Annotated in this window: 23 protein-coding genes; 19 read left to right on the forward strand and 4 right to left on the reverse strand. The window is 29.7% G+C overall.

Annotated features, from left to right (window positions below; translation table 11 throughout):
- Positions 1–30 precede the first annotated feature (30 nt).
- The 8 genes from hisC to hisIE all read left to right on the forward strand — a co-directional run bounded on the left by hisC (position 31) and on the right by hisIE (position 6,551).
- On the forward strand, positions 31–1,092 hold the full coding sequence (hisC, locus tag ACSHW5_RS01440) for a histidinol-phosphate transaminase (protein WP_435674321.1): 1,062 nt from the start codon (positions 31–33) through the stop codon (positions 1,090–1,092).
- A gap of 98 nt (positions 1,093–1,190) precedes the next feature.
- Positions 1,191–2,330, forward strand: coding sequence for a bifunctional histidinol-phosphatase/imidazoleglycerol-phosphate dehydratase HisB (gene hisB / locus ACSHW5_RS01445; RefSeq protein WP_435674322.1), 1,140 nt, complete (start codon positions 1,191–1,193; stop codon positions 2,328–2,330).
- Positions 2,331–2,405: 75 nt separating this feature from the next.
- Positions 2,406–3,056, forward strand: a complete 651-nt coding sequence (gene hisH, locus ACSHW5_RS01450) for an imidazole glycerol phosphate synthase subunit HisH (protein ID WP_435674323.1) — start codon at positions 2,406–2,408, stop codon at positions 3,054–3,056.
- 38 nt (positions 3,057–3,094) lie between these two features.
- Positions 3,095–3,796, forward strand: a complete 702-nt coding sequence (locus tag ACSHW5_RS01455) for a DUF3592 domain-containing protein (RefSeq protein WP_435674324.1) — start codon at positions 3,095–3,097, stop codon at positions 3,794–3,796.
- 53 nt (positions 3,797–3,849) lie between these two features.
- Positions 3,850–4,227, forward strand: coding sequence for a RidA family protein (locus tag ACSHW5_RS01460; protein ID WP_435674325.1), 378 nt, complete (start codon positions 3,850–3,852; stop codon positions 4,225–4,227).
- A gap of 92 nt (positions 4,228–4,319) precedes the next feature.
- Positions 4,320–5,057 (forward strand): 1-(5-phosphoribosyl)-5-[(5-phosphoribosylamino)methylideneamino]imidazole-4-carboxamide isomerase, encoded by a 738-nt coding sequence (gene hisA / locus ACSHW5_RS01465; protein ID WP_435674326.1) that lies wholly within the window; start codon positions 4,320–4,322, stop codon positions 5,055–5,057.
- 66 nt (positions 5,058–5,123) lie between these two features.
- Positions 5,124–5,879 (forward strand): imidazole glycerol phosphate synthase subunit HisF, encoded by a 756-nt coding sequence (gene hisF, locus ACSHW5_RS01470; RefSeq protein ID WP_435674327.1) that lies wholly within the window; start codon positions 5,124–5,126, stop codon positions 5,877–5,879.
- 72 nt (positions 5,880–5,951) lie between these two features.
- Entirely contained in the window at positions 5,952–6,551 is a 600-nt protein-coding gene (gene hisIE / locus ACSHW5_RS01475) for a bifunctional phosphoribosyl-AMP cyclohydrolase/phosphoribosyl-ATP diphosphatase HisIE (protein WP_435674328.1), read from the forward strand.
- Positions 6,552–6,553: 2 nt separating this feature from the next.
- Here hisIE and ACSHW5_RS01480 read toward each other — a convergent pair whose 3' ends face one another.
- On the reverse strand, positions 6,554–8,050 hold the full coding sequence (locus tag ACSHW5_RS01480) for a hypothetical protein (protein ID WP_435674329.1): 1,497 nt from the start codon (positions 8,048–8,050) through the stop codon (positions 6,554–6,556).
- Positions 8,051–8,199: 149 nt separating this feature from the next.
- Between ACSHW5_RS01480 and yiaA the strand changes: the two genes are divergently transcribed.
- From yiaA to ACSHW5_RS01515, 7 genes are all read left to right on the forward strand, one after another.
- Positions 8,200–8,688: an inner membrane protein YiaA gene (gene yiaA, locus ACSHW5_RS01485; protein WP_435674330.1), complete on the forward strand. Its 489-nt coding sequence runs from the start codon at positions 8,200–8,202 to the stop codon at positions 8,686–8,688.
- Between the two features lie 336 nt (positions 8,689–9,024).
- Positions 9,025–9,585, forward strand: coding sequence for a hypothetical protein (locus ACSHW5_RS01490; RefSeq protein ID WP_435674331.1), 561 nt, complete (start codon positions 9,025–9,027; stop codon positions 9,583–9,585).
- Positions 9,586–9,852: 267 nt separating this feature from the next.
- Positions 9,853–10,746, forward strand: a complete 894-nt coding sequence (locus ACSHW5_RS01495) for an EamA family transporter (protein WP_435674332.1) — start codon at positions 9,853–9,855, stop codon at positions 10,744–10,746.
- Positions 10,747–10,948: 202 nt separating this feature from the next.
- A complete protein-coding gene (locus ACSHW5_RS01500; RefSeq protein ID WP_435674333.1) occupies positions 10,949–11,455 on the forward strand; it encodes a hypothetical protein in 507 nt (168 codons plus the stop codon).
- A gap of 14 nt (positions 11,456–11,469) precedes the next feature.
- Complete coding sequence (locus ACSHW5_RS01505) at positions 11,470–13,338, forward strand: adenylate/guanylate cyclase domain-containing protein (RefSeq protein ID WP_435674334.1); 1,869 nt, start codon at positions 11,470–11,472, stop codon at positions 13,336–13,338.
- A 212-nt stretch (positions 13,339–13,550) separates the two neighbouring features.
- Entirely contained in the window at positions 13,551–15,017 is a 1,467-nt protein-coding gene (locus tag ACSHW5_RS01510; protein WP_435674335.1) for a circularly permuted type 2 ATP-grasp protein, read from the forward strand.
- Between the two features lie 7 nt (positions 15,018–15,024).
- Positions 15,025–16,020 carry an alpha-E domain-containing protein gene (locus ACSHW5_RS01515; RefSeq protein ID WP_435674336.1) on the forward strand — a complete coding sequence of 332 codons (996 nt, stop codon included), beginning with the start codon at positions 15,025–15,027 and terminating at the stop codon, positions 16,018–16,020.
- 51 nt (positions 16,021–16,071) lie between these two features.
- Here the strand turns inward: ACSHW5_RS01515 and ACSHW5_RS01520 are convergent, their stop codons facing one another.
- The 3 genes from ACSHW5_RS01520 to ACSHW5_RS01530 are packed head-to-tail and all read right to left on the reverse strand — an operon-like array spanning position 16,072 to position 22,928.
- On the reverse strand, positions 16,072–16,998 hold the full coding sequence (locus ACSHW5_RS01520) for a transglutaminase family protein (protein WP_435674337.1): 927 nt from the start codon (positions 16,996–16,998) through the stop codon (positions 16,072–16,074).
- A gap of 1 nt (position 16,999) precedes the next feature.
- Positions 17,000–19,570 (reverse strand): circularly permuted type 2 ATP-grasp protein, encoded by a 2,571-nt coding sequence (locus ACSHW5_RS01525; RefSeq protein WP_435674338.1) that lies wholly within the window; start codon positions 19,568–19,570, stop codon positions 17,000–17,002.
- A 25-nt stretch (positions 19,571–19,595) separates the two neighbouring features.
- Positions 19,596–22,928, reverse strand: coding sequence for a DUF2126 domain-containing protein (locus tag ACSHW5_RS01530; RefSeq protein ID WP_435674339.1), 3,333 nt, complete (start codon positions 22,926–22,928; stop codon positions 19,596–19,598).
- A 743-nt stretch (positions 22,929–23,671) separates the two neighbouring features.
- Between ACSHW5_RS01530 and mce the strand changes: the two genes are divergently transcribed.
- The 4 genes from mce to ACSHW5_RS01550 are packed head-to-tail and all read left to right on the forward strand — an operon-like array spanning position 23,672 to position 26,444.
- Positions 23,672–24,076, forward strand: a complete 405-nt coding sequence (gene mce, locus ACSHW5_RS01535) for a methylmalonyl-CoA epimerase (RefSeq protein ID WP_435674340.1) — start codon at positions 23,672–23,674, stop codon at positions 24,074–24,076.
- Between the two features lie 26 nt (positions 24,077–24,102).
- Positions 24,103–25,662, forward strand: coding sequence for an acyl-CoA carboxylase subunit beta (locus tag ACSHW5_RS01540; RefSeq protein ID WP_435674341.1), 1,560 nt, complete (start codon positions 24,103–24,105; stop codon positions 25,660–25,662).
- The gene (locus ACSHW5_RS01545; protein WP_435674342.1) at positions 25,662–26,021 is read left to right on the forward strand and encodes an OadG family protein; all 360 of its coding nucleotides are present in this window, start codon (positions 25,662–25,664) and stop codon (positions 26,019–26,021) included. The genes ACSHW5_RS01540 and ACSHW5_RS01545 overlap by 1 nt, the downstream gene beginning before the upstream one ends.
- 3 nt (positions 26,022–26,024) lie before the next feature.
- Complete coding sequence (locus ACSHW5_RS01550; RefSeq protein ID WP_435674343.1) at positions 26,025–26,444, forward strand: biotin/lipoyl-containing protein; 420 nt, start codon at positions 26,025–26,027, stop codon at positions 26,442–26,444.
- Positions 26,445–26,446 lie beyond the last annotated feature (2 nt).

The following is a 26,446-nucleotide window of genomic DNA, read 5'->3' on the forward strand; positions in this document are numbered from 1 at the left end:
TCTCCTCGAGCGCAGTCGAGAGGTTTTATTATGAAAACTAAATTCAATTTAAATAATTTAATTAGAGAAAATATTAAATCTCTAAAGCCGTATTCTTCTGCAAGAGATGAGTATAAAGACGCCAATACAACAGAAATGATTTTCTTAGATGCTAATGAAAATCCTTTTGAAAATGGTGTAAATCGCTATCCAGATCCGCAACAGAATAATGTAAAAGATTTGTTGTCTAAAATTAAAGGAATTCCCAAAAAAAACATCTTATTAGGAAACGGAAGTGATGAAGTTTTAGACTTAATTTTTAGAGTGTTTTGTGAACCAAAACAAGACAATATTATCACCTTGCCACCAACGTACGGAATGTACGCTGTTTTGGCAAATATAAATGATGTAGAAAACAGAACAGTATTATTAAATGAAAGTTTTGAACCCAATGTAAAACAGATTTTAGAAACTGCAGATGCACATAGTAAACTGTTGTTTTTATGTTCACCAAATAACCCTACAGGAAATAGTTTTTCTGTAGAAGCGGTAGAAGAATTACTAACAAAATTTAATGGTTTGGTGGTTTTAGACGAGGCTTATATCGATTTTTCTGAACAAAAAAGTTGGTTAACAAGAATAGAGGAATTCCCAAATTTAATTATTATCCAAACCTTATCAAAAGCTTATGGTTTGGCAGGAGTTCGGTTAGGAATTTGTTATGCATCCACAGAAATTATTAAAGTTTTAAATAACATTAAACCACCTTATAATGTTAACGAATTAACGCAACAAAGAGCCATTGTTAGATTGCAAAAATTAGATGAAGTTAACAATGAAATTGGGCAATTAATTAGCGAGAGAAAACGACTTAAAAAAGAGTTGGAAGGCTGTGATAGTTATATTGAAAGAGTATATCCTTCAGATGGTAATTTTTTATTATTAAAAGTAGATGACGCTAATAAACGTTACCAACAATTAATTGATTATGGCGTGGTAATTAGAAATAGAACAAACCAGCCTTTATGTAAAAATTGTTTGCGAATAAGTGTTGGTATTTGTGAAGAAAATCAAAGATTATTAAGAGCTTTAAAAGCCATTAAAGATCTATAAGAATACGTCTACAAGGTTTTTATTCCTTGTAGGTATATTTGACAATTAATAAAACAAACCTACAAGGTTTTTGAAACCTTGCAGGAAAACAAGAGAAGATGAGTAAAAAAGTATTATTTATAGACAGAGACGGAACTTTAGTATTAGAACCACCTGTAGATTATCAATTAGATAGTTTAGAAAAGTTAGAGTTTTATCCGAAGGTTTTTCGATACATGGCAAGAATTGCCGAAGAATTAGAATATGAATTGGTGATGGTTACCAATCAAGATGGATTGGGAACAGCTTCTTTTCCGGAAGATACTTTTTGGCCAGCACAAAATAAAGTAATATCGGCATTTGAAAAAGAAGGTGTTGTTTTTTCTGAAGTTTGTATCGATAAAACATTTCCGCATGAAAATGCAGAAACTCGCAAACCAAGAACGGGTTTGTTAACCAAGTATTTTTCTGAAGATTATGATTTGGCAAATTCTTTTGTTTTAGGTGATAGAATTACCGACATGGAGTTGGCTAAGAATTTAGGAGCTAAAGGAATCTTTTTATCAGAAGACCCAGAATTAGGCGCAGACGAAATTGAAACTTCTAAACAAGAAATTTTAGATTGTATTGCTTTAACTTCTACAGATTGGAAAGCTATTTATGAGTTTTTAAAATTAGAAGATAGAGTTTCTGAAATTACAAGAAATACCAATGAAACTAAGATTTACATCAAACTAAATTTAGACGGTTCTGGTAAGAATGATATTGCTACCGGAGTTAAGTTTTTTGACCACATGTTAGATCAAATTGGTCGTCATGGAGCAATGGATTTAACGGTAAAAGTAGATGGAGATTTAGAGGTTGATGAGCATCACACCATAGAAGATACCATGATAGCTTTAGGAGAGTTATTCCACAAAGCATTAGGAAATAAATTGGGTATAGAACGTTACGGTTTCTGTTTGCCAATGGACGATTGTTTGGCACAAGCAGCAGTTGATTTTGGCGGAAGACCTTGGTTGGTTTGGGATGCTGATTTTAAAAGAGAAATGATTGGAGACATGCCAACAGAAATGTTTTTACATTTATTTAAATCGTTTACAGATGGCGCAAAATGTAATTTAAACATTAAGGCAGAAGGAGATAACGAGCATCATAAGATTGAAGGAATTTTTAAAGCATTTGCAAAAGCGATGAAAATGGCGGTTAAAAGAGATGCAAACAAGATGTTTTTACCATCTACAAAAGGAGTTTTATAAAAAGCCCATCTTTATCTTCCCGAAGGGAAGAAACACTCTTGCGAAAGTTGGTTGTTAAAAAGTATAAAGAATAATATGAGTTTAGATAAAGAGATTTTAAAACAAAACAGTGAGAGTTCTTCCCCTTCGGGGAAGTTAGAAGGGGCTTCAGTTGTCATTATAGATTACGGAGCAGGAAACATAAAAAGTATTCAGTTTGCGTTTAAAAGATTAGGAATTGATGCTGTTTTATCAAATAATATTGACGAAATAAAAGCGGCGGATAAAGTCATTTTTCCTGGAGTTGGAGAAGCAAGTTCTGCCATGAAAATGTTGCAAGAAAGCGGATTAGACAAAGTAATTCCTACTTTAAAACAACCCGTTTTAGGCATTTGTTTAGGAATGCAATTAATGTGTAATTCATCTGAAGAAGGAAACACAAAAGGCTTGGGTATTTTTAATACAACTGTTAAAAAGTTTTCTAAGGAATTGAAAGTTCCACAAATGGGTTGGAATGTAATTAAAGATTTAAAATCGAGTCTGTTTTCAGGAATAAAAGAAAATGAATTTATGTATTTAATTCATAGTTTTTATGCAGAACATTGTGAAGAAACAATTGCAGCTACAGATTATGGGTTAAATTATGCTTCTGCTTTAAAACATCTTAACTTTTACGGAGTTCAATTTCATCCAGAGAAAAGCGGTGTTAAAGGTGAAATAATATTGAAAAATTTTTTAGCATTATAGGGTATTCTTAAAAACAAAAAAATCAATCATATCTATTCATGAAAGCATTAAATATAATTAAATACATTTTTACTATTGTTGGAGTAGGAATGCTTGTTGGTGCTTCTTTTTTGTATAAAAATACTAGTGAGTTTCTCAAGAATTCTATTGAAACAGAAGGTGAGGTTATAGAAATGATTCGATCTAGAAGTTCATCAAATGAGTCATTAATGTATAAACCGCTAGTTCAATTTTATGATGTAAATGGAAATGTAATAGAGTTTGCGTCTTCGGTAAGTAGTAGTTCTCCTAGTTATGGTATTGGTGAAAAAGTGGCGGTATTGTATACTGCTGAATCTCCAAATAAAGCTAAAATCAAAGGCTTTTTTACAATTTGGGGTGGTATTTTGATTTTAGGGATTATGGGTGCAGTTTTTTCTGCAGTCGGTTTAAGTTTTTTCATTTATAGAAAAAGGAAAGAGAACAGATTAAAGCATTTAAAACAAAATGGAAAAAGAATAGAAGCCGATTTTAAAAATGTAATTCTAAATAGATCTTTGACTGTTAACGGAAGAAATCCTTATCAGGTTATTGCACAATGGCAAAACCCAGCAACATCAAAGTTGTATGTTTTTAGTAGTGAGAACATTTGGTTTGACCCAACAGAATTTGTGAATACAGATAAAATAAAAGTGTTAATTGATAAAAAAAATCCTAAGATTTATCAAGTAGATATTTCATTTTTACCAGAATTAGCATAAATAAAAATATAAAATAGAACCTAAAATAATTTTAGGGTAATTAATAAAATAAAATGGCAAGAAAATTAATAAGTTCAGGTTCTTCATTTGAAAAAGAAATGGGATATTCAAGAGCTGTTGTACAAGGTGATTGGGTGTTTGTTTCAGGAACTACAGGGTTCAATTATGAAGATATGACAATTGCTTTTGATGTTGTAAATCAGACAGAGCAATGTTTAAAAAATATAGAAGGAGTTTTAGAACAAGCAGGTTCTAGTATGAGTAAAATTGTACGTATCACTTATATTTTACCTGATGCTTCAGAATTTGAACAGTGTTGGCCAGTTTTAAAAAAATATTTAGGAGAAGTGAGACCGGCAGCTACCATGTTTGCAGCAGGATTGTCTGACCCAAGAATGAAAATTGAAATTCAAGTTACTGCGTTAAATTAGTAGTTAGTTGATAGTTATTGGTTTATGGTTGTTAGTAGAAAAATATAAATATCTACCAACCAAAAACTAAAAACCCAAAACCAAATAAAACAATGAGAATAATACCAGCCATAGATATTATAGACGGAAAATGTGTGCGTTTAACAAAAGGCGATTACACTACCAAGAAAATTTATAATGAAAATCCGTTAGAGGTTGCCAAAGAGTTTGAAGCTGCAGGAATTGAATATTTACATGTGGTAGATTTAGATGGCGCAAAAGCGAGTCAGATTATCAATTATAAAGTATTAGAGCAAATTGCTTCTAAAACCAATTTAAAGATTGATTTTGGAGGTGGATTAAAGGCTGATAAAGATTTGGAAATTGCGTTTAATTCTGGTGCAAATCAAATTACCGGAGGAAGTATTGCTGTTAAGAATAGTGAAATTTTTGAAAGTTGGATTGAGAAATATGGTGCAGAAAAAATTATTTTAGGTGCCGATTTTTATCCTGATGCAACAGGAGGAAAAATTGCAACCAATGGTTGGCAAGAAGAAAGTAGTTTAGAGTTGATTCCTTTTATTTCAGATTATCAGCAAAAAGGAATTCAGTATGTAATTTGTACAGATATTTCTAAAGACGGCATGTTACAAGGACCAAGTTTTGATATATATCAACAGATATTATCCGAAGTGAAAAATGTAAAACTCATTGCTTCTGGAGGAATTTCTGCTTTTGATGAATTGCCTAAATTGGCGGAAAATGGTTGTGAAGGTGTCATTATTGGAAAAGCGATTTATGAGAATAAAATTAGCTTAAAACAATTAGAACAATTTATATTAAACAAATAGCCTTTAGCTATTAGCAGTTAGCAATTTGCTAAAAGCTAAAAAGCGAAAAGCGAAAAGCTATAAAGAATGTTAACAAAAAGAATAATACCTTGTTTAGATATTAAAAACGGAAGAACTGTAAAAGGTGTTAATTTCGTAAATTTAATTGATGCAGGAGATCCTGTAGTTTTAGCAAAACAATATGCAGATTTAGGTGCAGACGAATTGGTTTTTTTAGATATTTCTGCAACGTTAGAGGGTAGAAAAACCATGATAGAAATGGTGCATCAAGTGGCAGAACAGGTAAATATTCCGTTTACCGTTGGTGGAGGAATTTCTTCTGTAGAAAATGTAAATGAATTGCTAAAATGGGGCGCAGATAAAGTTTCTATCAATTCATCTGCAGTAAAAAGACCCGATTTGGTAAACGAATTGGCAGAGAAATTTGGTAGTCAATGTGTTGTGGTTGCAATTGATGCAAAACAAATAGACGGAGAATGGTTTGTGCATTTGGCTGGAGGAACCATACCAACAGATATTAAATTATTTGAGTGGGCAAAAGAGGTTGAAGAACGTGGAGCAGGAGAAATTTTGTTTACTTCTATGAATCATGATGGTACAAAAGCTGGTTTTGCAAACGAAGCATTGGCACATTTATCAGCATTGTTAAATATACCTATTATTGCTTCTGGTGGCGCAGGAACAATTCAGCATTTTGCAGATACGTTTACAAAAGGAAAAGCAGATGCTGCTTTGGCCGCAAGTGTTTTTCACTTTGGAGAAATTCCTATATTAGAATTAAAACAAGCTTTAAAAGAGCAAAATATACCTGTAAGAATATAAAAATTGTTGTTAGTTTTTAGTTGATGGTTTTTAGTACCAACAATCAATAACCAACAACCAACAACCACAATTATGAATATAGATTTTAATAAAAACAACGACGGATTAGTACCCGCAATCATTCAAGATGCAATCACAAAAAATGTGTTGATGTTGGGATATATGAATGAAGAGGCATTTGCTAAAACTCAAGAAACAAAATTAGTTACTTTTTTTTCTAGAACTAAAAATAGACTTTGGACCAAAGGAGAAGAAAGCGGAAATGTATTGAATTTAGTAGATATAAAACTAGATTGCGATAATGATACGCTGTTAGTTTTTGTTAATCCAAATGGGCCAACCTGCCATAAAGGAACAGATACTTGTTGGGGAGAAGAAAATAAATCAAACTATGGTTTCTTTTCTACTCTAGAAGATGTAATTACAGAAAGGGTGGCTAATAAAGACACTAAAAAATCTTATGTAGCAAGTTTATTTGCCAAAGGAATTAACAAAGTTGCTCAGAAAGTAGGAGAAGAAGCGGTAGAAACTGTTATTGAAGCAATGGATTCTAATGATGAATTATTCTTGTATGAATCTGCAGATTTAATGTTTCATTATTTAATGTTATTACAGGCAAAAGGCTTTACATTAAAAGATATTGAAGCAGAATTAAAAGGAAGACATAAATAATTTTAACGATTTATCAAATCTAAAGTGACCAAATAGACATCTGTTTTGGTCATTTTTGCTTTTAACCAAGCAAAGAAACTCATCATAAAAATATCTTCTTTTTCTCTATCAATCCAATGAAAAGAATTTTCTACTTTCTCATTAAATGTTGTTGAAGTTACTACTTCTGGGGTTTTGTAATAAGTTTCAACTAACTTTAAATAAGTAATTACTTTTTCTTGATTGATGTTCTTTAAATGGTTAAAATAATTTCTTTTAAAACTATTTAATCTTGAATCTACCAAATCTATATTTCCTAAATCGATTTGTAAAAGAATCTCTATTAAACTCTTTTTAATCGTAAAAATAATTCCTGCTTTATCAATATACCATTTGTCTGTATGGTAAAACTTAGAGATACTGTTTTTAGCTTTTTCTAAAGAATTGTTATGAAAATAAAATACTGTTAAAGCCAAATAAATATCTAGTTGAGAGATAATATTAATATTTCTTTTCTCGATATAAGTCTCCAAAATTTTAATTCCTTCATCTTGCTTATTGGTGTAATTATAATTTAAAGCGAGTAATAAATGATATTTTACGCTATAATTATTATAATATTTTTGCTTGTTTTCATTCATATAAAAAAACATAAGTTGTAAATATTCTTGAGATTGCTTAAACTTTTTACTTCTAAACAATGCATTTGCAGTAATATAGAGCACTTCAATATGATAATAGCTTTGTTTTTCTTTTGATTTATGATTTTTGATGAGTTGATAGGTTTCAATTATAAATTGTTCAATATTCCAATAATCGAAGTTTTGAGCAGAAGAAATATTAGTAATTTGTATAATTTGATACAAAGACTTAAAGGAAAAAGAATCAGAAATTACTATATTTTGCTCTTTTAATATGTTTTCTATCAATAATTTAATATTAATAGTTGATTTTTTATGTTGAAATTCTACAAGTGATTTCTTAATTCTTGCATACACAATGTTTAGATTGTCTTCTAATAGTAGCTGTTGCTGATTCTCGTTAAAATCAAAAATTATTTTATCAAAACTTATATGTTGGTTGGAATGTGAATATTGAATTTTGGTATGATAAATTTCATTTAAAATAGAAAATAATTGATGTTGATTTGCAATAACTTCTGCTTTATATAAAATTTGATAACCAATTTTTATGTGTCCTTTTTGTAGAAAATTTCTTGCGGAAAGTAAGTATTTTATCAATTTTACATCAATAGAATTTTCTTCTTTCATGCTAATATTAGCAGTAAAATTTATTAAAGATTGAAACAAACGCTTTCTTAAAGCGTGCAAAGCAACTTTATTTTGAATGCCATATAGTTTTTCTGATACTTCTTTGGAAGATAAATTATCTGAAAGTAGCAAACTTACTAATTGACTGTCTTTAGAATCTTTTCGTTTATTTTTTTTGTTCAAATAAATAATAAAATCTTGCTGTTTTTCATCAGAAAAGCTATGTAATACTTCTTTTAAATTTATCATTAAGTCGTCAGTAATATTGTTGTAAATATAGTTATTTATACAATAATTACTATTTTTTAGAATTTAAGTCGTCAGTAATAGTTAAAATTAATAAATTGAAAGTTTCTTTTCAATTGTAATTTTGTGGTTTAATTATTAAACTAAATATTATGAATTATCAAACATCTGTTTCATCAAAAGAAGAAACTAAAAAACAGACAAAAAGAAATAAATCTTTAAAAGAAGTAAATGAAAAACCTACAACAGCTTACATTGGAGCAACCTGGGGAGTTGTTATTATTGGTTTACTATCTTATTGCATTGGTTTGTGGAATGCAACGATGCAATTAAATGAAAAAGGCTATTATTTTGCTATACTTTTAATGGGGGTTTATGCAGTAATTTCTCTTCAAAAAGTGGTAAGAGACAAAGCAGAAAATATTAAAGTAAGTGAAATGTATTATGGAATTAGTTGGGTTATTGTAATTGCGTCCTTGTTATTATTAATTATAGGTTTACGAAATGCCGATTTAGAATTAAGTGAAAAAGGATTCTACGCAATTTCCTATTTATTAAGTTTATTTGGTGCAATTACCGTTCAGAAAAACACCAGAGATATAGATTTTATCAACACTAAAACGGAAGAAGAAAATAGTTAGTTTGATAATGGTTTTAATACCAAAACCTCATGAGTTAAATGCTTGTGAGGTTTAAAAAAAATAAATAAAACTATGAAAAAAAATAAATAAAACGATGGTTTTTAATAATTCATTATTTAATGTTATTGCAGTCAAAAGGCTTTACAATAAAAGATTTTGAAGCAGAATTGATGACAAGGAAAAAATCACTCTAAAAGCGTTTAATAAGGTTTAACCTTACTATTGATATGGGTTTGTTTGTTGTTTTACCTTTTATTATCAGTATAAATACGTATGTTTTTTGTTTTCTATGGTAATTTTTTTTTATATTTGAGTAAACCAAAATAAAAATAACCTATGAAAACCACAAACTTACTTTATGTATTTTTAATTAGTACCATTCTTTTAAGCTGTAGTAGTAGCAATGATGATTCTGAACAAGGCGCAAGTGATGTTCCATCCGTTACTTTTGATGTTGATGAGGTTATAGCTTTAACCGCAGGTACAGACATTTCTAATTTGGTAAGCTTTAATGGAGAGCCGGCAGCAACGTATACTACTGAATTAAATGTAAATAGTACTTTAACAGTTGGCAGACCAGATGGTTTATTAGCAACTGATGAATTAGAATATTATGATGTTGTTGTAAAAAATAGTAGTGGTGATATTGTAGATTTTGATGAGGTTACCAATATCAGTAATGATGGTTTTCTTAAATTAGTAATTCCAGATGGCAAGCCTTCAGATTATTACAATGGTAATGAGCCTGTTGATATTTTTGAAATTCAAGCAATAAACGCTGATGAACAAAGTGATATTGAGTACAAATACGATTTAGAAATCTATATTATTAGAAATAATGTTATCTATGGTCCTTATATAATAGATCCTAAAATTAGAATTAGAGCTAGAAGATAGTTTTTATATCGAAAGTATTAAATTTTAAGAACTGCATTTATGTGGTTCTTTTTTTTTGATGCTATTTTATTTTTTCACCTAAATTCACTCCAAATTGAGTGGCTTTCTTTTAAATTTTAATCAAAATGAATACAATTAAATAAACAACAAAAAATTTTCATCAAGGTTGTTTTTGAACACAAATTATATAGGTTTAAAGTTTAAATTTATTTTTTAAGAGAAACTTTACTATTTATTAATAGTACTTTCGTAACTAAAATTGATTACATGTTTTTAAGAAACTCAAAAGTACTTATAGTAATAGCTTTCTTAGCTATTTATTTTATTTGGGGTTCTACCTATTTGTTTAATAAAATAGCAGTTACAGAACTTGCTCCCTTTTATTTAGCAAGTATTCGTTTTTCCGTTGCAGGACTTTTAATCTTAATAATTGCGAAACTTTTTAAATTTAGTTTGGCAATTACAAAACAACAGTTCTTAAATTTATTAATTGCTGGCTTTTTGTTTTTAGTATATGGAAACGGCGTTTTTGTTTGGGCTTTAAAATATGTAGATAGCGGTTTTGCAGCACTTTTAGCATCTACACAACCTTTATTTGTGCTTTTTTTAATGCGCCTAATAGATAGAAAACCAATGCAAAAAAAATCTATTATTGGAGTTTTATTGGGGCTTTTTGGCATGTATTTGTTAGTAAGTCAACAAGGTGTAACAACCTCTGAAGACAGTCTTTTAGGTGTTTTTATGATTTTTACCTGTGTTTTAAGTTGGAGTTATGGTAGCGTATTTGTTTCTAAAGCAGAATTGCCAAAAAACTTTTTTGTAAGTACAGGATATCAAATGGTAATTGCAGGTTTTTTCTTATTTCTTGCAAGTTTAAGTTTTAACGAAACATTGATTTTACCAAGTAACTGGAGTTTTAAAGTACAGGTATCCATGTTATTTTTAATCATATTTGGTGGTATTGTAACATTTACAGCTTTTAATTACTTGTTAAAAGTAGTTTCTACAGAAAAAGTGGCAACTTCAGCATTTGTAAATCCTGTAGTAGCTATGTTTTTAGGTTGGTTTGTTTTAGATGAAAAAATAACGACACAATCAATAGTTGCTTCTGCAATTTTATTAACAGGTGTATATTTTATTACATCAAGAAAAAGAACATAAGAGAATTTAAAACTTGATAGTTTAAAATTACTTTTATTTCGTAATTTTTGCGCTTATTTAATAAGATTGAAATATTTTTTTTGAATTAATTTTTCATTGTTTCTATTACAATTTATTAGAGTATTTTGGTTTTTTTTAAAGGAATAAGTTTTGTATTCCATCAAGAAATGATTTACCTTTGAAAATAACCAAAATGATTATTATGAAAGCCTTCAAAATATTTTTAGTCTTTTTAATGGTATCATTTTCTATTTGGGCCTGTTCTTCAAATGACATAGATGACTTGGTTGCTGCCATAAAACAAGAAATAGGTATTTCTTTAAATTTAGATGATTTGGCAAATCTTACAGGCACAGACGCAACCAATATAGTAACTTTTTCGAGTGGAGTGCCAGCAGCAAATCATATAACCTATGCTTTAATTGGAGATGAAATTTCTTTTGATATTCAAACCATTTCTGCAAATTCTATGATTAGAATTTCTGATTTTAGTTTGGCATCCGGAGATGAAGATTTATGGCAAAATGGGTTAGAAAAAGTAATAGATACAGGGTATGCAAATCCAAAAGCATATTTTAAAGTTTTAGAAGCCGCAAAAGAAGGGCAAGAAGTGAAATTTGATATTACCTTTTTTGTAACAACAAATGGTATTATAGATCAAACATTGTATACAATAGATCCTAAAATTAGAATTAGAGCAAGAAGATAAATGGCAATTAATTTTTGAAAATAAAACCAAACATACTCAAATTTGAATTTAAAAAGGCTTATTTACTGATAGGCTTTTTTTGTTGTTTTTTTATAAAAACTTTTTCTCAAGATCAAAAATACAGCGATAGCCTAAAAATTGTTCTAAAGGAAAATACATACGAAAGACATAAAAAATTAAAAATCTTAGAAGATATTGCATCCTATGAAACAGATACAAACGAAATAATACTTTACAGTAAAGAACTAATTGAGTCTGCTAAAGAAATGGACTCTTTGCATTATCTTTATTCTGGATATTTACAAATTGGAAATGCCTATCGTTTAAATGGCGATTTAACTACCGCTTTAGAAAATTATTTTACGGCTTCTAAAGCAGCTATAGATCAAAATTTAATATCAGAACAAGGAAGTATTAAAATAGCCATTGGCGATGCATATTCTATTATGGAAGATAGTAAAAATGCAGTGCGGTACTATCGTAAAAGTATCAGCTTACTTAAAGAAAGAGTATCTTCAATAGAAGTAAAATATTTAGATTCACTCAATTTAGCATCGGCACAATTAAACTTGGGAGATGAGTATTTTAATCAACAAAAATTAGACTCTGCTTTGTATTTTTTTGGTGAATCTGGTTTGCTTTTTAAAGCTGTAAAGTCTGAAATAGGAGAAGCTTATAATTTAGGAAATGTTGGTTTGGTGTATGCTCAGAAAGGAGAAAACTTAAAAGCAGAAGAAAACTTAAATAAAGCCATTGTTGTGCTAACAGAAATAGAAGATTTTTATCCTATTTGTGTTTATTTAAACGCCATGTCTGATATCTATTACGATAAAAAACAAACACAAAAAGCCTTATTACACGCCAAAAGAAGTCTTGAGTTGGCAGCAAAATATGGATTAAAAGAACAGATAAGCGATGGGTATTTAAAACTCTCTAGTATTTATGAACGAAGAGGACAGTATAAAAATTCTTTTGAGCTTTATAAGAATCACATTAAATATAGAGATAGTGTAAATAATATAAACGCCGTACAAGATATGGCAGATCAAGATTCTAAGTATAAAATTAGCTTGGCAAATGAAAAAGCAAAATTTGAAGTAGAAAAAAAACAAGGTGAAGTAGATTTATTAAATCAACAGAAAAAAACACAAAAAATAATTGTTATTGCAATAACCATAGCACTTATTTTAATTGGGGTTTTTGCTTTTTCTTTGTTTAAAACCAATAAAATTATTGATAAAGAGAAAAAACGTTCCGATAATTTGTTGCAAAACATTTTACCAGAAGAAACAGCATTAGAATTAAAAGAAAAGGGTAGTGTAGAAGCCAAAAAATTTGAATCAGTTTCTGTGTTATTTACAGATTTTAAAGGGTTTACAGCTTCCTCAGAAAAGTTAAGTCCGGAAGAATTGGTAAAAAGTATCGATTTTTATTTTTCTAAGTTTGATAGTATTATGGAAAAATATCAAATAGAAAAAATTAAAACCATAGGAGATGCCTATATGTGTGTAGCAGGTTTGCCTTTTCCTTCTAAAAACCATGCGTATAAAGTGTGCTTAGCGGCTTTAGAAATTGTAGAATTTGTGCAACAGACCATGAATAATGATAATCATGCGTTGGCAAAGTTTCATATTCGTGTTGGCATACATTCTGGCCCAGTGGTTTCTGGTGTAGTTGGTACTAAAAAGTTTGCTTATGATGTTTGGGGAGATACCGTAAACTTAGCAAGTAGAATGGAGAGTTCTAGTGAAATTGGCTGTGTAAATATCAGTGAAAAAACATATAACTTGCTTAAAAATTATACAGAGTTTTCATTTGAATCTAGAGGTGAAATTGAGGCCAAAGGTAAAGGAAAAGTAAAAATGTATTTTGTAAGTAAATAATAATGGGAATACTAGCTATAATAGTTTATGGATTAATGGCTCTAATTAAAAACGAAAATTTAAAATTAACGTATAATGTAATAATTTCTTAAAAACATAAGAATAATGTAATAATTTTATTAAATAAAATACAATATTATAAAAATTATTTATTACGAATAATTTATTGTTAATTTGAATAATGTAATATATTTTTACTAAAAATTAAAAATTTGAAAACAACAACTAATCTACCTTTATTTACATCTTACGAATTTGATTCTAGGTTTTATGATGAACTTTTTGATAAGAATAAAGATGTAAGAGAAATTTATAAAAAGCTATTTGAAATATTTGGTTCTTATTCTGTAACGGAATTTAACCGTTTAAATAAGCAAGCAAAAGATTCTTTTTTTAACCTTGGTATCACATTTCAGGTTTATGGAGATAATGAGGTGAAAGAAAAAATATTTCCTTTTGATTTATTTCCAAGAATTATCAATAATAAGGAATGGACAACATTAGAAAAAGGTGTTTTGCAAAGAAGTAAAGCATTAAATCTTTTTTTATGGGATCTGTATCATGATCAGAAAATTATTAAACAAGGTATTGTACCAGAAGATTTAATTAAATCTTCTGTAAACTTTTTACCTCAAATGATTGGTTTAGATCCTCCTGGAGGTATTTATAATCATATTTCTGGTACAGATTTAATAAAGCATACAGATGGTAAATATTATGTTTTAGAAGATAATATAAGATGCCCTTCTGGTGTAAGTTATGTTGTTGGTAATAGAAATGCGGTAAAGCATGCATTGTTTGGTGTTTTTAACCAATACAACACCCAAACGGTTGTAGATTATGGCGCTAGATTATTAGAAACTATGGAGACTGTAAAACCACAAGGGGTAGATGTGCCTGTATGTGTAATTATTACTCCTGGTGTTTATAATTCTGCTTATTATGAACATTCATTTCTTGCAAAACAAATGGGAGTTGTTTTAGTAGAAGGACGAGATTTGTTTGTAGAAAACGAATTTGTATATATGAGAACCATTTATGGGCCAGAAAAAATAGATGTTATTTATAGAAGAATTGATGATTTATTTATAGATCCTTTGGTCTTTAAAAAAGATTCTATGTTGGGGGTTCCTGGTTTATTTTCTGTATATCTAAAAGGAAATGTTGCTTTGGTGAATGCTCCTGGTACCGGTGTAGCAGATGATAAAGCTGTCTATACTTATATGCCACAAATTATAAAGTATTATTTAGATGAAGAACCAATATTAAGCAATGTTCATACCTACCACTGTAGTAGAGAGGATGAAAGGAAATACGTGTTAGAAAATATAGATAAGTTAGTAATAAAACCTGTAGATGAATCTGGTGGTTATGGTATTTCTATTGGAAATAGATTAACAAAAGAAGAAATTGAAAAGGTTAAAGAAACAATAAAAGCTGAACCTAGAAAATACATAGCACAACCCATAATGTCTTTATCTACTCATCCAACATTTATAGATGAGAATGAATCTTTTGATTCTAGACATGTAGATTTAAGAACTTTTACTTTATTAGGAAAAGACACGGATTTTGTGTTAAAAGGAGGTTTGACCAGAGTAGCACTTAAAAAAGGAAATTTAGTAGTAAATTCTTCACAAGGTGGAGGCTCAAAAGACACTTGGGTTTTAAAAAAATAAAATATATATGTTAGCAAGAGTAGCCAATAACCTTTTTTGGATGGGAAGATATATTGAACGTTCAGAACACCTAGCTAGGTTTTTAAACGTCAATTACTTTTCTTCTTTAGACGCACCAGACGAATTATCACAATCAAGACAATTTGTTTTAAGATCTGTAATGTACATGTCTGCAAATGAAATTATTGATGCCGATATTACCTTACAAGAAGAAGGCGTTTTATTTAATGTTGGTTTAAATTTAGACCAACCTTATTCAATTATAAACACCTTTATAAATGCACACGATAATGCAAGAAGTTCTAGAGATTTAATTTCTACAGAATTATTTGAATGCATTAATAGAATTAATCATAACATAAAAGCATATCCTATTGATAAATATGTGAAAAGTGGTTTGTATGATTTTACTACAATAGTTACACAATCTTCTTCAGAGATTAGAAGTAAAATTAAAAGTACGCTTTTACATGATGAAGTATATGCCATTATTATGTTAGGTGTTTATATAGAAAGAGCCATACAAGTAACCCGTGTTATTAATTCTAAATTAAGTGATGTTTCTGCGGCAAAAGTAATATATGGTAATGAGAGTGAAGCAAGTTATCATTGGTCTACACTTTTAAAATGTGTATCTACTTATGATATGATGCGTCGTTTTTATAAAAAAACACCTTCTAGAAAAACAACCTTAGAGTTTATTATTTTAAATAAAGATTGCCCAAGATCAATTAAGAATTGTTTGTCTCAAATATACAAATACATCTGTATTATTTCTAAAAATAAACAAATCACAACATCTTCTGCAGCCTTTCTAATTGGTAAAATGAAAGCTGAATTTGAGTATAAATTAATTGAAGATATCGATGATAATCTAGAAGAATTTATATCAGATTTAATAGAAAAACTAGGTTTAATTGCTGAAAAATTAGAAGATAATTATTTTAAGATAACAGACCCTGTTTTTGTTAAAGAACAAGTGCAAAAACAAGAAAGTATATAAATAATTTATTTACAGTGCATTTTAAATTCATTTTTAAAATGCACTTTTTTTTTAAGACTGAGACTGAAATTGACCCAAAGGATTATTAAATTTAGCAGGTCTTAAATCTACAGAAATATCCATTGTATTTTTACCTGTACTATAAATGACTCCTTTTAATGGAGGTACATCATAATAATCTCTACCATGAGCAACCACAATATGTTGGTTTTTTGGAATTTGATTATTTGTTGGATCAAAATCTACCCAACCAAAAGTTGGTATAAATACAGAGAACCATGCGTGAGAAGCATCTGTTCCAATCAATTTTTCCTTTCCTTCTGGTGGCAATGTTTCTATATAACCACTAACATATCTTGCAGGTAAGCCCATAGAACGTACACATGCAATGGCAATTTGCGCAAAATCTTGACAAACTCCTTTTTTCTCTTTCATTACCTCTTTTAAAGGTGTTGCAATGTTGGTAAAACCAGCTACAAAATCAAAATCTGTAAAAATACGCTGCATTAATTCATAAGCAGCATCATATAAAGAGCGTTCTGGCTTAAAAGAAACCAATGCGTATTCTTTAATTTCTGAACTCATATCAAAAATTAATGGAGAAGTTAATACAAATTGTCTTGCATCAATTATTTCTGGCTCAATCCCTTTTAATAACTTTAAAGCTTCTTCAATCGTAATTTTTTTTCCTTCAATTAAATTATCATCTTCTATTTGTAGACTAAAGTCTCTAGCAACTTTACTTCGTGCTATGACAATTAATTCTTCATGATTTTGTTGAATAAAAAAACGCGTAACAGTATTTCCAAAAAAATCTATTCTTTCTGAAATATCTGTGGGTTCTGGAGTAATTTCTAAAGTGTATTCTAAAACAGTTTGTCCTTTAAAACTCTTCGGTTTTAAAGTAGTTATATTATGACAAAACGAAGCTCCGTTTTCATAACTATATTTTGTTTTATGCCAAAGATCAAATATCATATTAATTAGAAATTTTTCTATCTACCAACTGTTTTTGTTGCTTAGAATGGTTAAAGTAAGTATCTGAAATAGATAATGAAGTTGTATGCAGTAAATCACTTAAATCAGACAATAAATTATCTAAATTTTTACGCATATTAGAGGTTGAATCTATTTCTAAAATTTCTTCAAGAGATAAACTTTGAATCTTATAAATTACTGAATTAATATTTTTTTGACAATTGGTAATTTCCAGAGTTGTATCTGCTTTAGGCAATCTATCTATATCTTTCTTTATTCTCTTTAATTGATACATTAAAGATCTAGAATACTCTTCGTCTAAAAGTAAAAGTTTTAATACGTTTTCTACGCTTAAATAAGACTTGTAACTGTATCTATAAATATTTAAACTTTCATGACTGTTTAAAAGTGATTCTAAAATTTCGTATTCTAAGTCTTCCTTATAATTTACAATAATTAAAGATCTAAACTTTTCTATAGTCATAGATGCCTGTTCTATTTGTAAACCCATAAAGTAGAGTAGTAGACCTTGCCTTACTAAAATACTTTCTTCTGATAAAGCCATAAAAGCAATTAATCTTGTTATAATTTTATCAAAGAATTTTGATAGTGTAGTAACAGAATAATTATCTTCTTCTTTTAGTTTTATTAATTGTTTTTGAATTCCATCAAAAACACGCCACATATCTTTAGACCACAGATTTCTTAATGAATAATAAGAGTTGTTAAAACTTTGCATGGATTGAGCAAAGCTGCCAATTCTTTGATTATCTATGGTAAGAGATTTTATTTCTTTTATTGGGTTTTTTAGAGCCTCTTCTTCATTTTCTCCGGTAAAACCAGGAAAAGTAGACGTTATATTGGTAATTGATTGAAATAGTATTTTTAAACTTTCTGACTGAGATTTTCTTTCATCATTATACTGTACATGCGTTAATTGGTTTAAAACCATGCGTAAATATCTTGCAGTAAATAAAGTTCTTCCTAAATATCTACCAGACCAGTATAAGTTTTCTGCAGTATCACTTGGTACATCGTTTATGCTTTCTATTTGGTTAGAAATACTTTTATTCCAAGAATAGTTTTGTAAGTAATTTTGTTTTTCATCACTTACAATCCAAAAATCTTTACTTGTTCCGCCACGCTGATTAGATACAAAAAGTTGCTCTCGCTCTGTAGCAACTCTAACCAAACCACCTGGCATTACACTATAATTGTCTTGTTTTGCTACAGAAAACGTTCTGCATACAATTTTACGTGGTTCTAATTTGTTCTCTACAAAATTAGGAGCCGTTGAAAATGAAATTTTTTCTTGGGCAACAAATCTATTCGGATTTTTTAATATATCTTCTTTTAGTTTTTTAAGTTTTTCTTCGCTTAAAAATTCACAGAAATAGATATGTTCTCTATGAGATCTGTCTATTCTTTTTACAACATAAGAAGGTAAATCTTCTAACACATGTTTTCTTTCTTTTTCTTGGCCGCACCACCAAGAAGCAATTTGAGGTAAAATCAACTTTTCTTTCAAGAAAAATTTACAAATATTTTCCATAAATGGGATAAGTGCAGGGTTTTCTAAAACACCACTTCCAATAGGGTTTACAATGGCAACATTTTGCAAACGAACCACTTGTAATAAACCTGCAACACCTAAATAAGAATCTTCACGCAACTCTAAAGGATCCATAAACGTGTCATCTACTCGTCTTAAGATTACATCAACCTGTTTTAATCCTTTTAAAGATTTTAACCAAACCTTGCCATCTCTTACCACTAAATCATTTCCTTTTACCAAAGGATGACCTAAAAATGAAGATAAAAATGAATGTTCAAAATAGGTTTCATTATGTGGTCCAGGTGTTAAGATAACCACCATTGGGTTTTCTTTATTAGTGGGAGCAACATTCAATAATAATTTATTAAAATCATTAAAGAATGTAGAAGGTTGTTTTACATTGATGTTGTTATAAATTTCTGGAATTATTTTAGTAGAACAAAATCTATTTTCTAAAGCATAACCCATACCAGAAGGTGCTTGTGTTCTGTCATTAACAACCCACATGCGTCCATCCGGACCTCTAGCCATATCTACAGCATGTACATGCAATCGGTTAGCCGTTTTATATTCAATTTGATCACAAGAACGTAAAAAACCACGATGCGCAAAAATTACTTCTGGCGGTATAATTCCGTTTTTAAGCAAAGTACGTTCTCCGTATAAATCTTTAAGAACAAGGTTTAATACTTTTGATCTTTGTTGAATCCCTTTTTCTATTTCACTCCATTCATTTTGATGAATAAGAAAAGGAACTACATTTAAATTCCAAGGTCTATTTAATCCTTTCGGATCATTATATACATTGTAGGTAACACCATTTTCTGCCAATAGCCAACCTATATCAGCTTGTTTAGAAGCTAAATTAGCCGGGCCAATTTTCTGCAAATTTTCTAATAAAACTTTCCAATCTGATTTATCTTCCATTTTAGAGATTAATAATTCATCATATTTACTTTTATTTAAAAAATAATCGTGTAAAATTGTTTTTTCAATTTGGTTTTCTTCTATCGTCATAATTCATGCTACCTAAAAAATATCCTTATTTTTTTCTTAAATCAAGGGTATAAGGGAATTCAAAATTAACAGGAAGTTCTTTAAACTTAAATCGTTTAGAACTTTTGTTTTCTTTTACACTTCTTGTGGTGATTTCTGTATTTGGATTAATACTTTCAATAGGGTCAATTTCACCTTGTGTATGTCCAAATTCCCAGAAACGATTAATTCTTCTAGATTCTGCTTCGTAACTATTTACAGGATATTCATCATAAGATCTTCCTCCTGGATGTGCAACAAAATACGTACAACCTCCAATAGAACGTTTATTCCAAGTATCTACAATATCAAAAACAAGCGGTGTATCTACAGGAATTGTTGGGTGTAAAGCAGAAAACGGATCCCAAGCTTTATAACGAACACCAGCTACAAATTCACCATGAACACCAGTACTTGATAATTGTACTTTAACGCCATTACAACTTAATACAAAACGGTCTTCGTTAAAATGAGAAACTTTAACTTGTAATCTTTCTAATGAAGAATCTACATATCTTGCCGTTCCTCCACCAGTCATTTCTTCACCTAAAACATTCCAAGGTTCTATACCAGCTCTTAATTCTAAATGAATATTATTAATATCTACCATTCCATGAAGTGGAAATCTGAATTCAAAAAACGGATCGAACCAATCTTCTTGAAATTCGTATCCTGCTTTATTTAATTGCGCTACAATATCTTTAATATCTTCTCTTACGTAATGTTCTATTAAAAACTTATCATGTAATTCTGTTCCCCAACGTACTAAGTTGTGTTCGTAAGGTTTTTTCCAGAACCAAGCTACTAAAGTTCTAACTAATAACATTTGTACCAAACTCATTTTTGGGTGAGGAGGCATGTCAAAACCACGTAGTTCTAAAATACCTAATCTTCCGCTAGAAGAATCTGGTGAATACAATTTATCAATACAAAATTCTGCTCTGTGCGTATTTCCTGTTAAATCTGTTAATAAATGTCTGAACAATCTATCTGTTAACCAGTAAGGAACTTCGCCATTTTTAGGAATTTGACTAAATGCAATTTCTAATTCATATAAGTTATCTAAACGCGCTTCATCTACTCTAGGAGCTTGACTTGTTGGGCCAACAAAAGAACCTGAGAATAAATATGTTAATCCAGGATGATGTTGCCAAAAAGTTAATAAACTACGTAATAAACTTGGTTTTCTTAATAAAGGACTGTCTTTAGGGCTTGTACCTCCTAAAGTAACGTGGTTACCTCCACCAGTACCAGTATGTTTACCATCTAACATAAATTTTTCTGTTCCTAATCTTGCCTTTTTAGCTTCATTATAGAACGTAAACGTATTTTTACATAAGTCTTCCCAATTGGTAACCGGATGCACATTTACTTCAATAACTGCAGGATCTGGAGTAATTTTTAGAGACTCTAATCTGTTATCTTTTGGTGGTTCATAACCTTCCATAATAACAGGAATTTCTAATTCTTTTGCCGTCATTTCTATGGCTGCAATTAAATCTAAAAACATTTCGGCAGTTTCTAAAGGAGGTAAAAATAAATATAATTTTCCTTCTCTAATTTCTGCACAAATTGCAGTACGAACAAAATAATTAGGTTGGTTTATTTCTAAACCATAGTTTAAAAATTCTTGATGTCTTTTTTTAACTATATTTTTAAAACTTGGTAAACGTTTCTTTTTAGAAAATAAATCTGGTTCATGAATAGGAAAAATTTCATGTTCTGGTTTAGACATTAAAGAGTTTAACGGTAATCTTAATCCCATAGGAGAATTTCCTGGAGTTAAAAAGATGTGTTGTCTTCTAAATGTCCATGCACTGGTAAACCATTTATCTTCTGTTTTATTTAAAGGAAGCAAATAACCTATTGGTGTTGAAGCTCCTTTTTCAAAAATTTCTTGTAATTTTTTACGAGCAAGAGAACTATCTTTATCCTTTGATGGATCTATATCAATTGGTAAATTTCCTTGTTCCCATAGGTGATAAAAAGGATCTTCATAACCAGGTAAAATATGTTCTGTAGAAACACGTAAATATTTTGTAAGTGTTTCTAAAAATAATTTATCTGAATTTTCTGGTACAATAGGATTTTCGGCGTAGCTAGATAAATAATTTTTATTGTACCAAATAGGTCGTCCATCTTTTCTCCAGCAAATTTCTATTTGCCATCTTGGTAAAGGTTCTCCAGGATACCATTTTCCTTGGGCATGATGTAAAACAGCGCCATTACCAAATTTGTCATACAATCCTTTGGTTAATTCACCAGCTAATTTTCTTTTATTTGGACCATCTGCGGTAGTATTCCACTCCGGAGATTCTAAATCATCAATAGAAATAAAGGTAGGTTCGCCACCCATTGTTAACCGAACATCTCCTTTTTCTAATTGTTTTTCAACCTTGTTACCAAGTTTGTAAACTGCGTCCCATTGATCTTCTGTATACGGTTTTGTAACTCTTGGAGATTCTAGAATTCTAGTTACTTTGTTTTCAAAAAAGAATTCAGTTTCACATTTATCTGTCATTCCAGAAACCGGAGCTGCACTTTCAAAAGAAGGTGTACATGCTAACGGAATATGACCTTCACTTGCTAAAAGACCAGAAGTGGCATCAAAACCAATCCAACCTGCACCTGGCAAATATACTTCTGCCCATGCGTGTAAATCTGTAAAGTCTTCTTCAGGACCAGAAGGACCGTCTAAAGATTTTTCATCAGATTTTAATTGTACTAAATAACCAGAAACAAAACGTGCTCCAAATCCTAAATGACGCAACGTTTGCACAAACAACCAGGCATAATCTCTACATGATCCATTTTTTTGATCAAGTGTTTGTTCACAGGATTGAACACCCGGATCCATTCTAATATTATAATTTAAAAACTCATAAATTTTCTGATTGATATCAATTAAAAAATAAATAGTTTTTCTAGGAGTATAATCTAATGTTTTTATAAACTCTTCTAATAACTTTCCCTTATCTGTGATTTCTAAATAAGGTTGTAATTCTTTTTTTATGGTGTCTGTATATTTAAAAGGATATTCTTCTGCATATTCTTCAATAAAAAAATCAAAAGGATTAATTGTTTTTAAATCCGCAATAATTTCTACATCAATAGACAACTCATCAGTTTTTTCAGGAAAAACTAATCTAGCTACATAATTACCAAAAGGGTCTTGTTGCCAATTAAAAAATTGTTCTTCTGGAGTAATTTTAATAGAATAAGATTCTATTGGAGTTCTTGAATGTGGTGCAGGTCTTAGTCTAAAAATATGTGGAGACAATGATACTTTACGATCATATTTATACGTTGTCTTGTGTGAAATTACAATTTTTAATGCCATGTGTTTTTTGTTGGTTTCTTTTTATGTTTTTTGATAAAATTAGTTGAATAGTATCATAAAAACTAAAATTTAGTTGAACAATTAGGTTTCGCAAAATTAATTAATTATTATTTTAATTCCTTATAAAAATCAATTAAGATGCCTTTTTAATTTGTTAATTTAGTGTGTTATTTTAATTTTTCAATTTAGTGATAAATCAGTAGATATCTTATGTATATAATACTATAATTGCGGTTTCTTTTGCATTATAGATAATAATTTGAAATAAAATTATTAAAATGATATTTTTTATGGTTTACATTAAAACTTTGTTGTAAAAAAAAGATAAATAGCGCTGTACAATAAATAAGAATAAAGGTATAGAAACCATAAAAAGACAATATGTTTTTTAACCTTATTTGGGCTAATTTTTTTTAAAAAATTATATAAAATTATTTACATCCATACTCTTCATAAGACTTCGTCTAAATTTAACTATAAAATCATCCTTATTTAAGTAACACACATCATAAAAGGATAAAAATTTTTTTTCACAATTATCTAAAATTTTTGTAAGAATACTAAAATATATGAACTGTTTTAAAGCTTTTGAAACTAAAGGAGTAACTAATAAGACAAAATAAGTAATTATTTAATAAAAATGAAAACCAGCTACAAGGTTTTAATAACTAATAACATGATAACTATCATATTATAAAATATTGATGAGTTCTAAATTTGGGGTAAATTTAAACATTGAAGTTATGAATATTTCACACATAGAGCATTTAGGTATTGCTGTTGATAATTTAGAAGAATCAATAAAATACTATGAAGAAGTCTTAGGATTAAAGTGTTATTCAATAGAAGAGGTTGTCGATCAGAAAGTGAAGACAGCCTTTTTTTTGGTTGGTACAACAAAAATTGAATTGCTAGAAAGTACTTCTCCAGACGGACCAATAGGTAAGTTTATAGAAAAAAAAGGACAAGGTATACATCATATAGCTTTTGCTGTACCTAATGCTACAGAAGCATTAAAAACAGCTGAAGAACGCGGTGTAAGACTTGTAGACAAAGTTTCTAGAAAAGGAGCAGAGGGATTAAATATTGGTTTCTTGCATCCGAAATCTACTTTAGGAGTGCTTACAGAACTTTGTTCTAAAGAATAATTGAAAAGTAAAATACATATATAAAAATGGCAAATCAAGATAAAATTAATGAGCTTATTCAAAAAAGAGCTGAGGCAAAAATGGGAGGTGGAGAAAAACGCATCGACTCACAACATGCCAAAGGTAAATTAACAGCGCGTGAACGTATAGATATTCTTTTAGATGATGATAGTTTTGAAGAGTTTGATATGTTTGTTACCCACAGAACAAAATCTTTTGGATTGGATAAACAAATTTATCTTTCTGATGGTGTAGTTACGGGTCACGGTACAATTGACGGAAGAATCGTTTATGTGTTTGCACAAGATTTTACCGTATTTGGAGGTTCATTATCAGAAACCTATGCTTTAAAAATTTGTAAAGTAATGGATATGGCAATGAAAATTGGTGTACCAGTAATTGGTTTAAATGATTCAGGAGGAGCAAGGATACAAGAAGGTGTTAGATCTTTGGCAGGATATGCAGAAATTTTTCAAAGAAATATTATGGCTTCTGGGGTAATTCCGCAGATTTCTTCAATTTTAGGACCTTGTGCTGGTGGTGCGGTTTATTCGCCTGCATTAACAGATTTTACTATTATGACAGATAAAACAAGTTATATGTTTGTTACTGGTCCAAAAGTAGTAAAAACAGTAACAGGAGAAGTAGTATCAGCAGAACAATTAGGTGGCGCAAACATTCACTCTACTAGATCTGGTGTTTCTCACTTTTTAGCAGAAAATGATGAAGAAAATTTATTATTAGTTCGTAAATTATTAAGCTATTTACCTTCAAATAATTTAGAAGAAGCACCAATACTTGTATGTAATGATCCTATAGATAGATTAGAGGATGCTTTAAATGAAATCATACCAGAAAATCCAAATCAACCTTATGATATTGTAGATGTTATTTCAATAATTGCAGACAACGGAGAGTTTACAGAAGTTCATAGAAATTATGCACGTAATATTTGTGTAGGTTTTGCAAGATTTAATGGTCACCCTGTTGGTATTGTAGCCAATCAACCAAAATATTATGCTGGTGTTTTAGATATTGATGCTTCAAGAAAAGCAGCGCGTTTTGTTCGTTTTTGTGATGCATTTAATATTCCTATTGTAACCCTTGTGGATGTACCTGGTTTCTTACCTGGTACCGGACAAGAATATGGCGGAATTATTTTACATGGAGCTAAATTGTTATTTGCTTATGGAGAAGCAACTGTGCCTAAAGTAACTATTACTTTACGTAAATCTTATGGAGGTGCGCATGATGTAATGAGTTGTAAACAATTACGAGGTGATGTAAATTATGCATGGCCAACTGCAGAAATTGCTGTAATGGGCGCTAAAGGTGCTGTGGAAGTTTTAGAAGGATCTAATATTAGAAAAATAGAAGATGCCGATGAAAAACAAGAATACATACAGAAAAAAGAGAATGAATACACAGCTAAGTTTGCAAATCCATATATGGCAGCAAAATACGGATTTATAGATGATGTAATAGAGCCAAGAAACACTCGTTTCAGAATTATTAGAGCTTTAGAATTACTTCAAAATAAAAAAGATGTAAATCCACCAAAAAAACACTCAAATATTCCATTATAATGACATACTTACTATTAAATACAGACACTTTAAGTGAAGGTTACGTTATCTTATTTACCGGATTGTTTATCGTTTTTAGCGCATTAGTAACATTAGCCCTAGTTTTTAATTATGGGTTGCCTGTAATGCTTTATGTGTATAAAATTATTACCAAAGGAAAGGATAAAAAAGTGAGTGAAATTAAAGTAAACAGAGACAATAATTTCACTGGAGAAATTTCTGCGGTTATTGGAGCCGCGGTGCACATGTATACAAGTGAACAGCATGATCATGAAAGCGCAATTTTAACAATTAAACAGGTTAAAAAAACATATTCACCATGGAGTTCTAAAATTTACGGAATTCAAAATAGATTATAACAAATGAAAAGCTATAAATTTAAAGTCAACGAAAACGGTTATACCGTGAATATAAAATCACATGAAGACAATATTATTAACTTAGAGGTTAATGGTACTTTATATGAAGTAAAAATGCAACAGGAGATTAAAAAAACAAAAACTCCTACCTTGGTTCGTGCAGCATCAAAACAGCCTGCTGCACCTTTACAAGTAAATCCAAAATCTGCAAAAACAAGAATTGTAGCACCCATTCCTGGAGTAGTATTAGCTATTGATGTAAAAGTTGGTGATACACTTAAAATAGGAGATAGAATGCTTGTTTTAGAGGCAATGAAAATGGAAAACAGTATTGTTTGTGAAAAAGCAGGTACCATTACAGCTATTAAAATTACTGTGGGGCAACAAGTCTTGCACGACGAATTAATGATAGAACTAGAATAAAA

Origin of the sequence: Polaribacter sp. (assembly GCF_051251875.1) — a bacterium.
Taxonomy (GTDB): domain Bacteria; phylum Bacteroidota; class Bacteroidia; order Flavobacteriales; family Flavobacteriaceae; genus Polaribacter.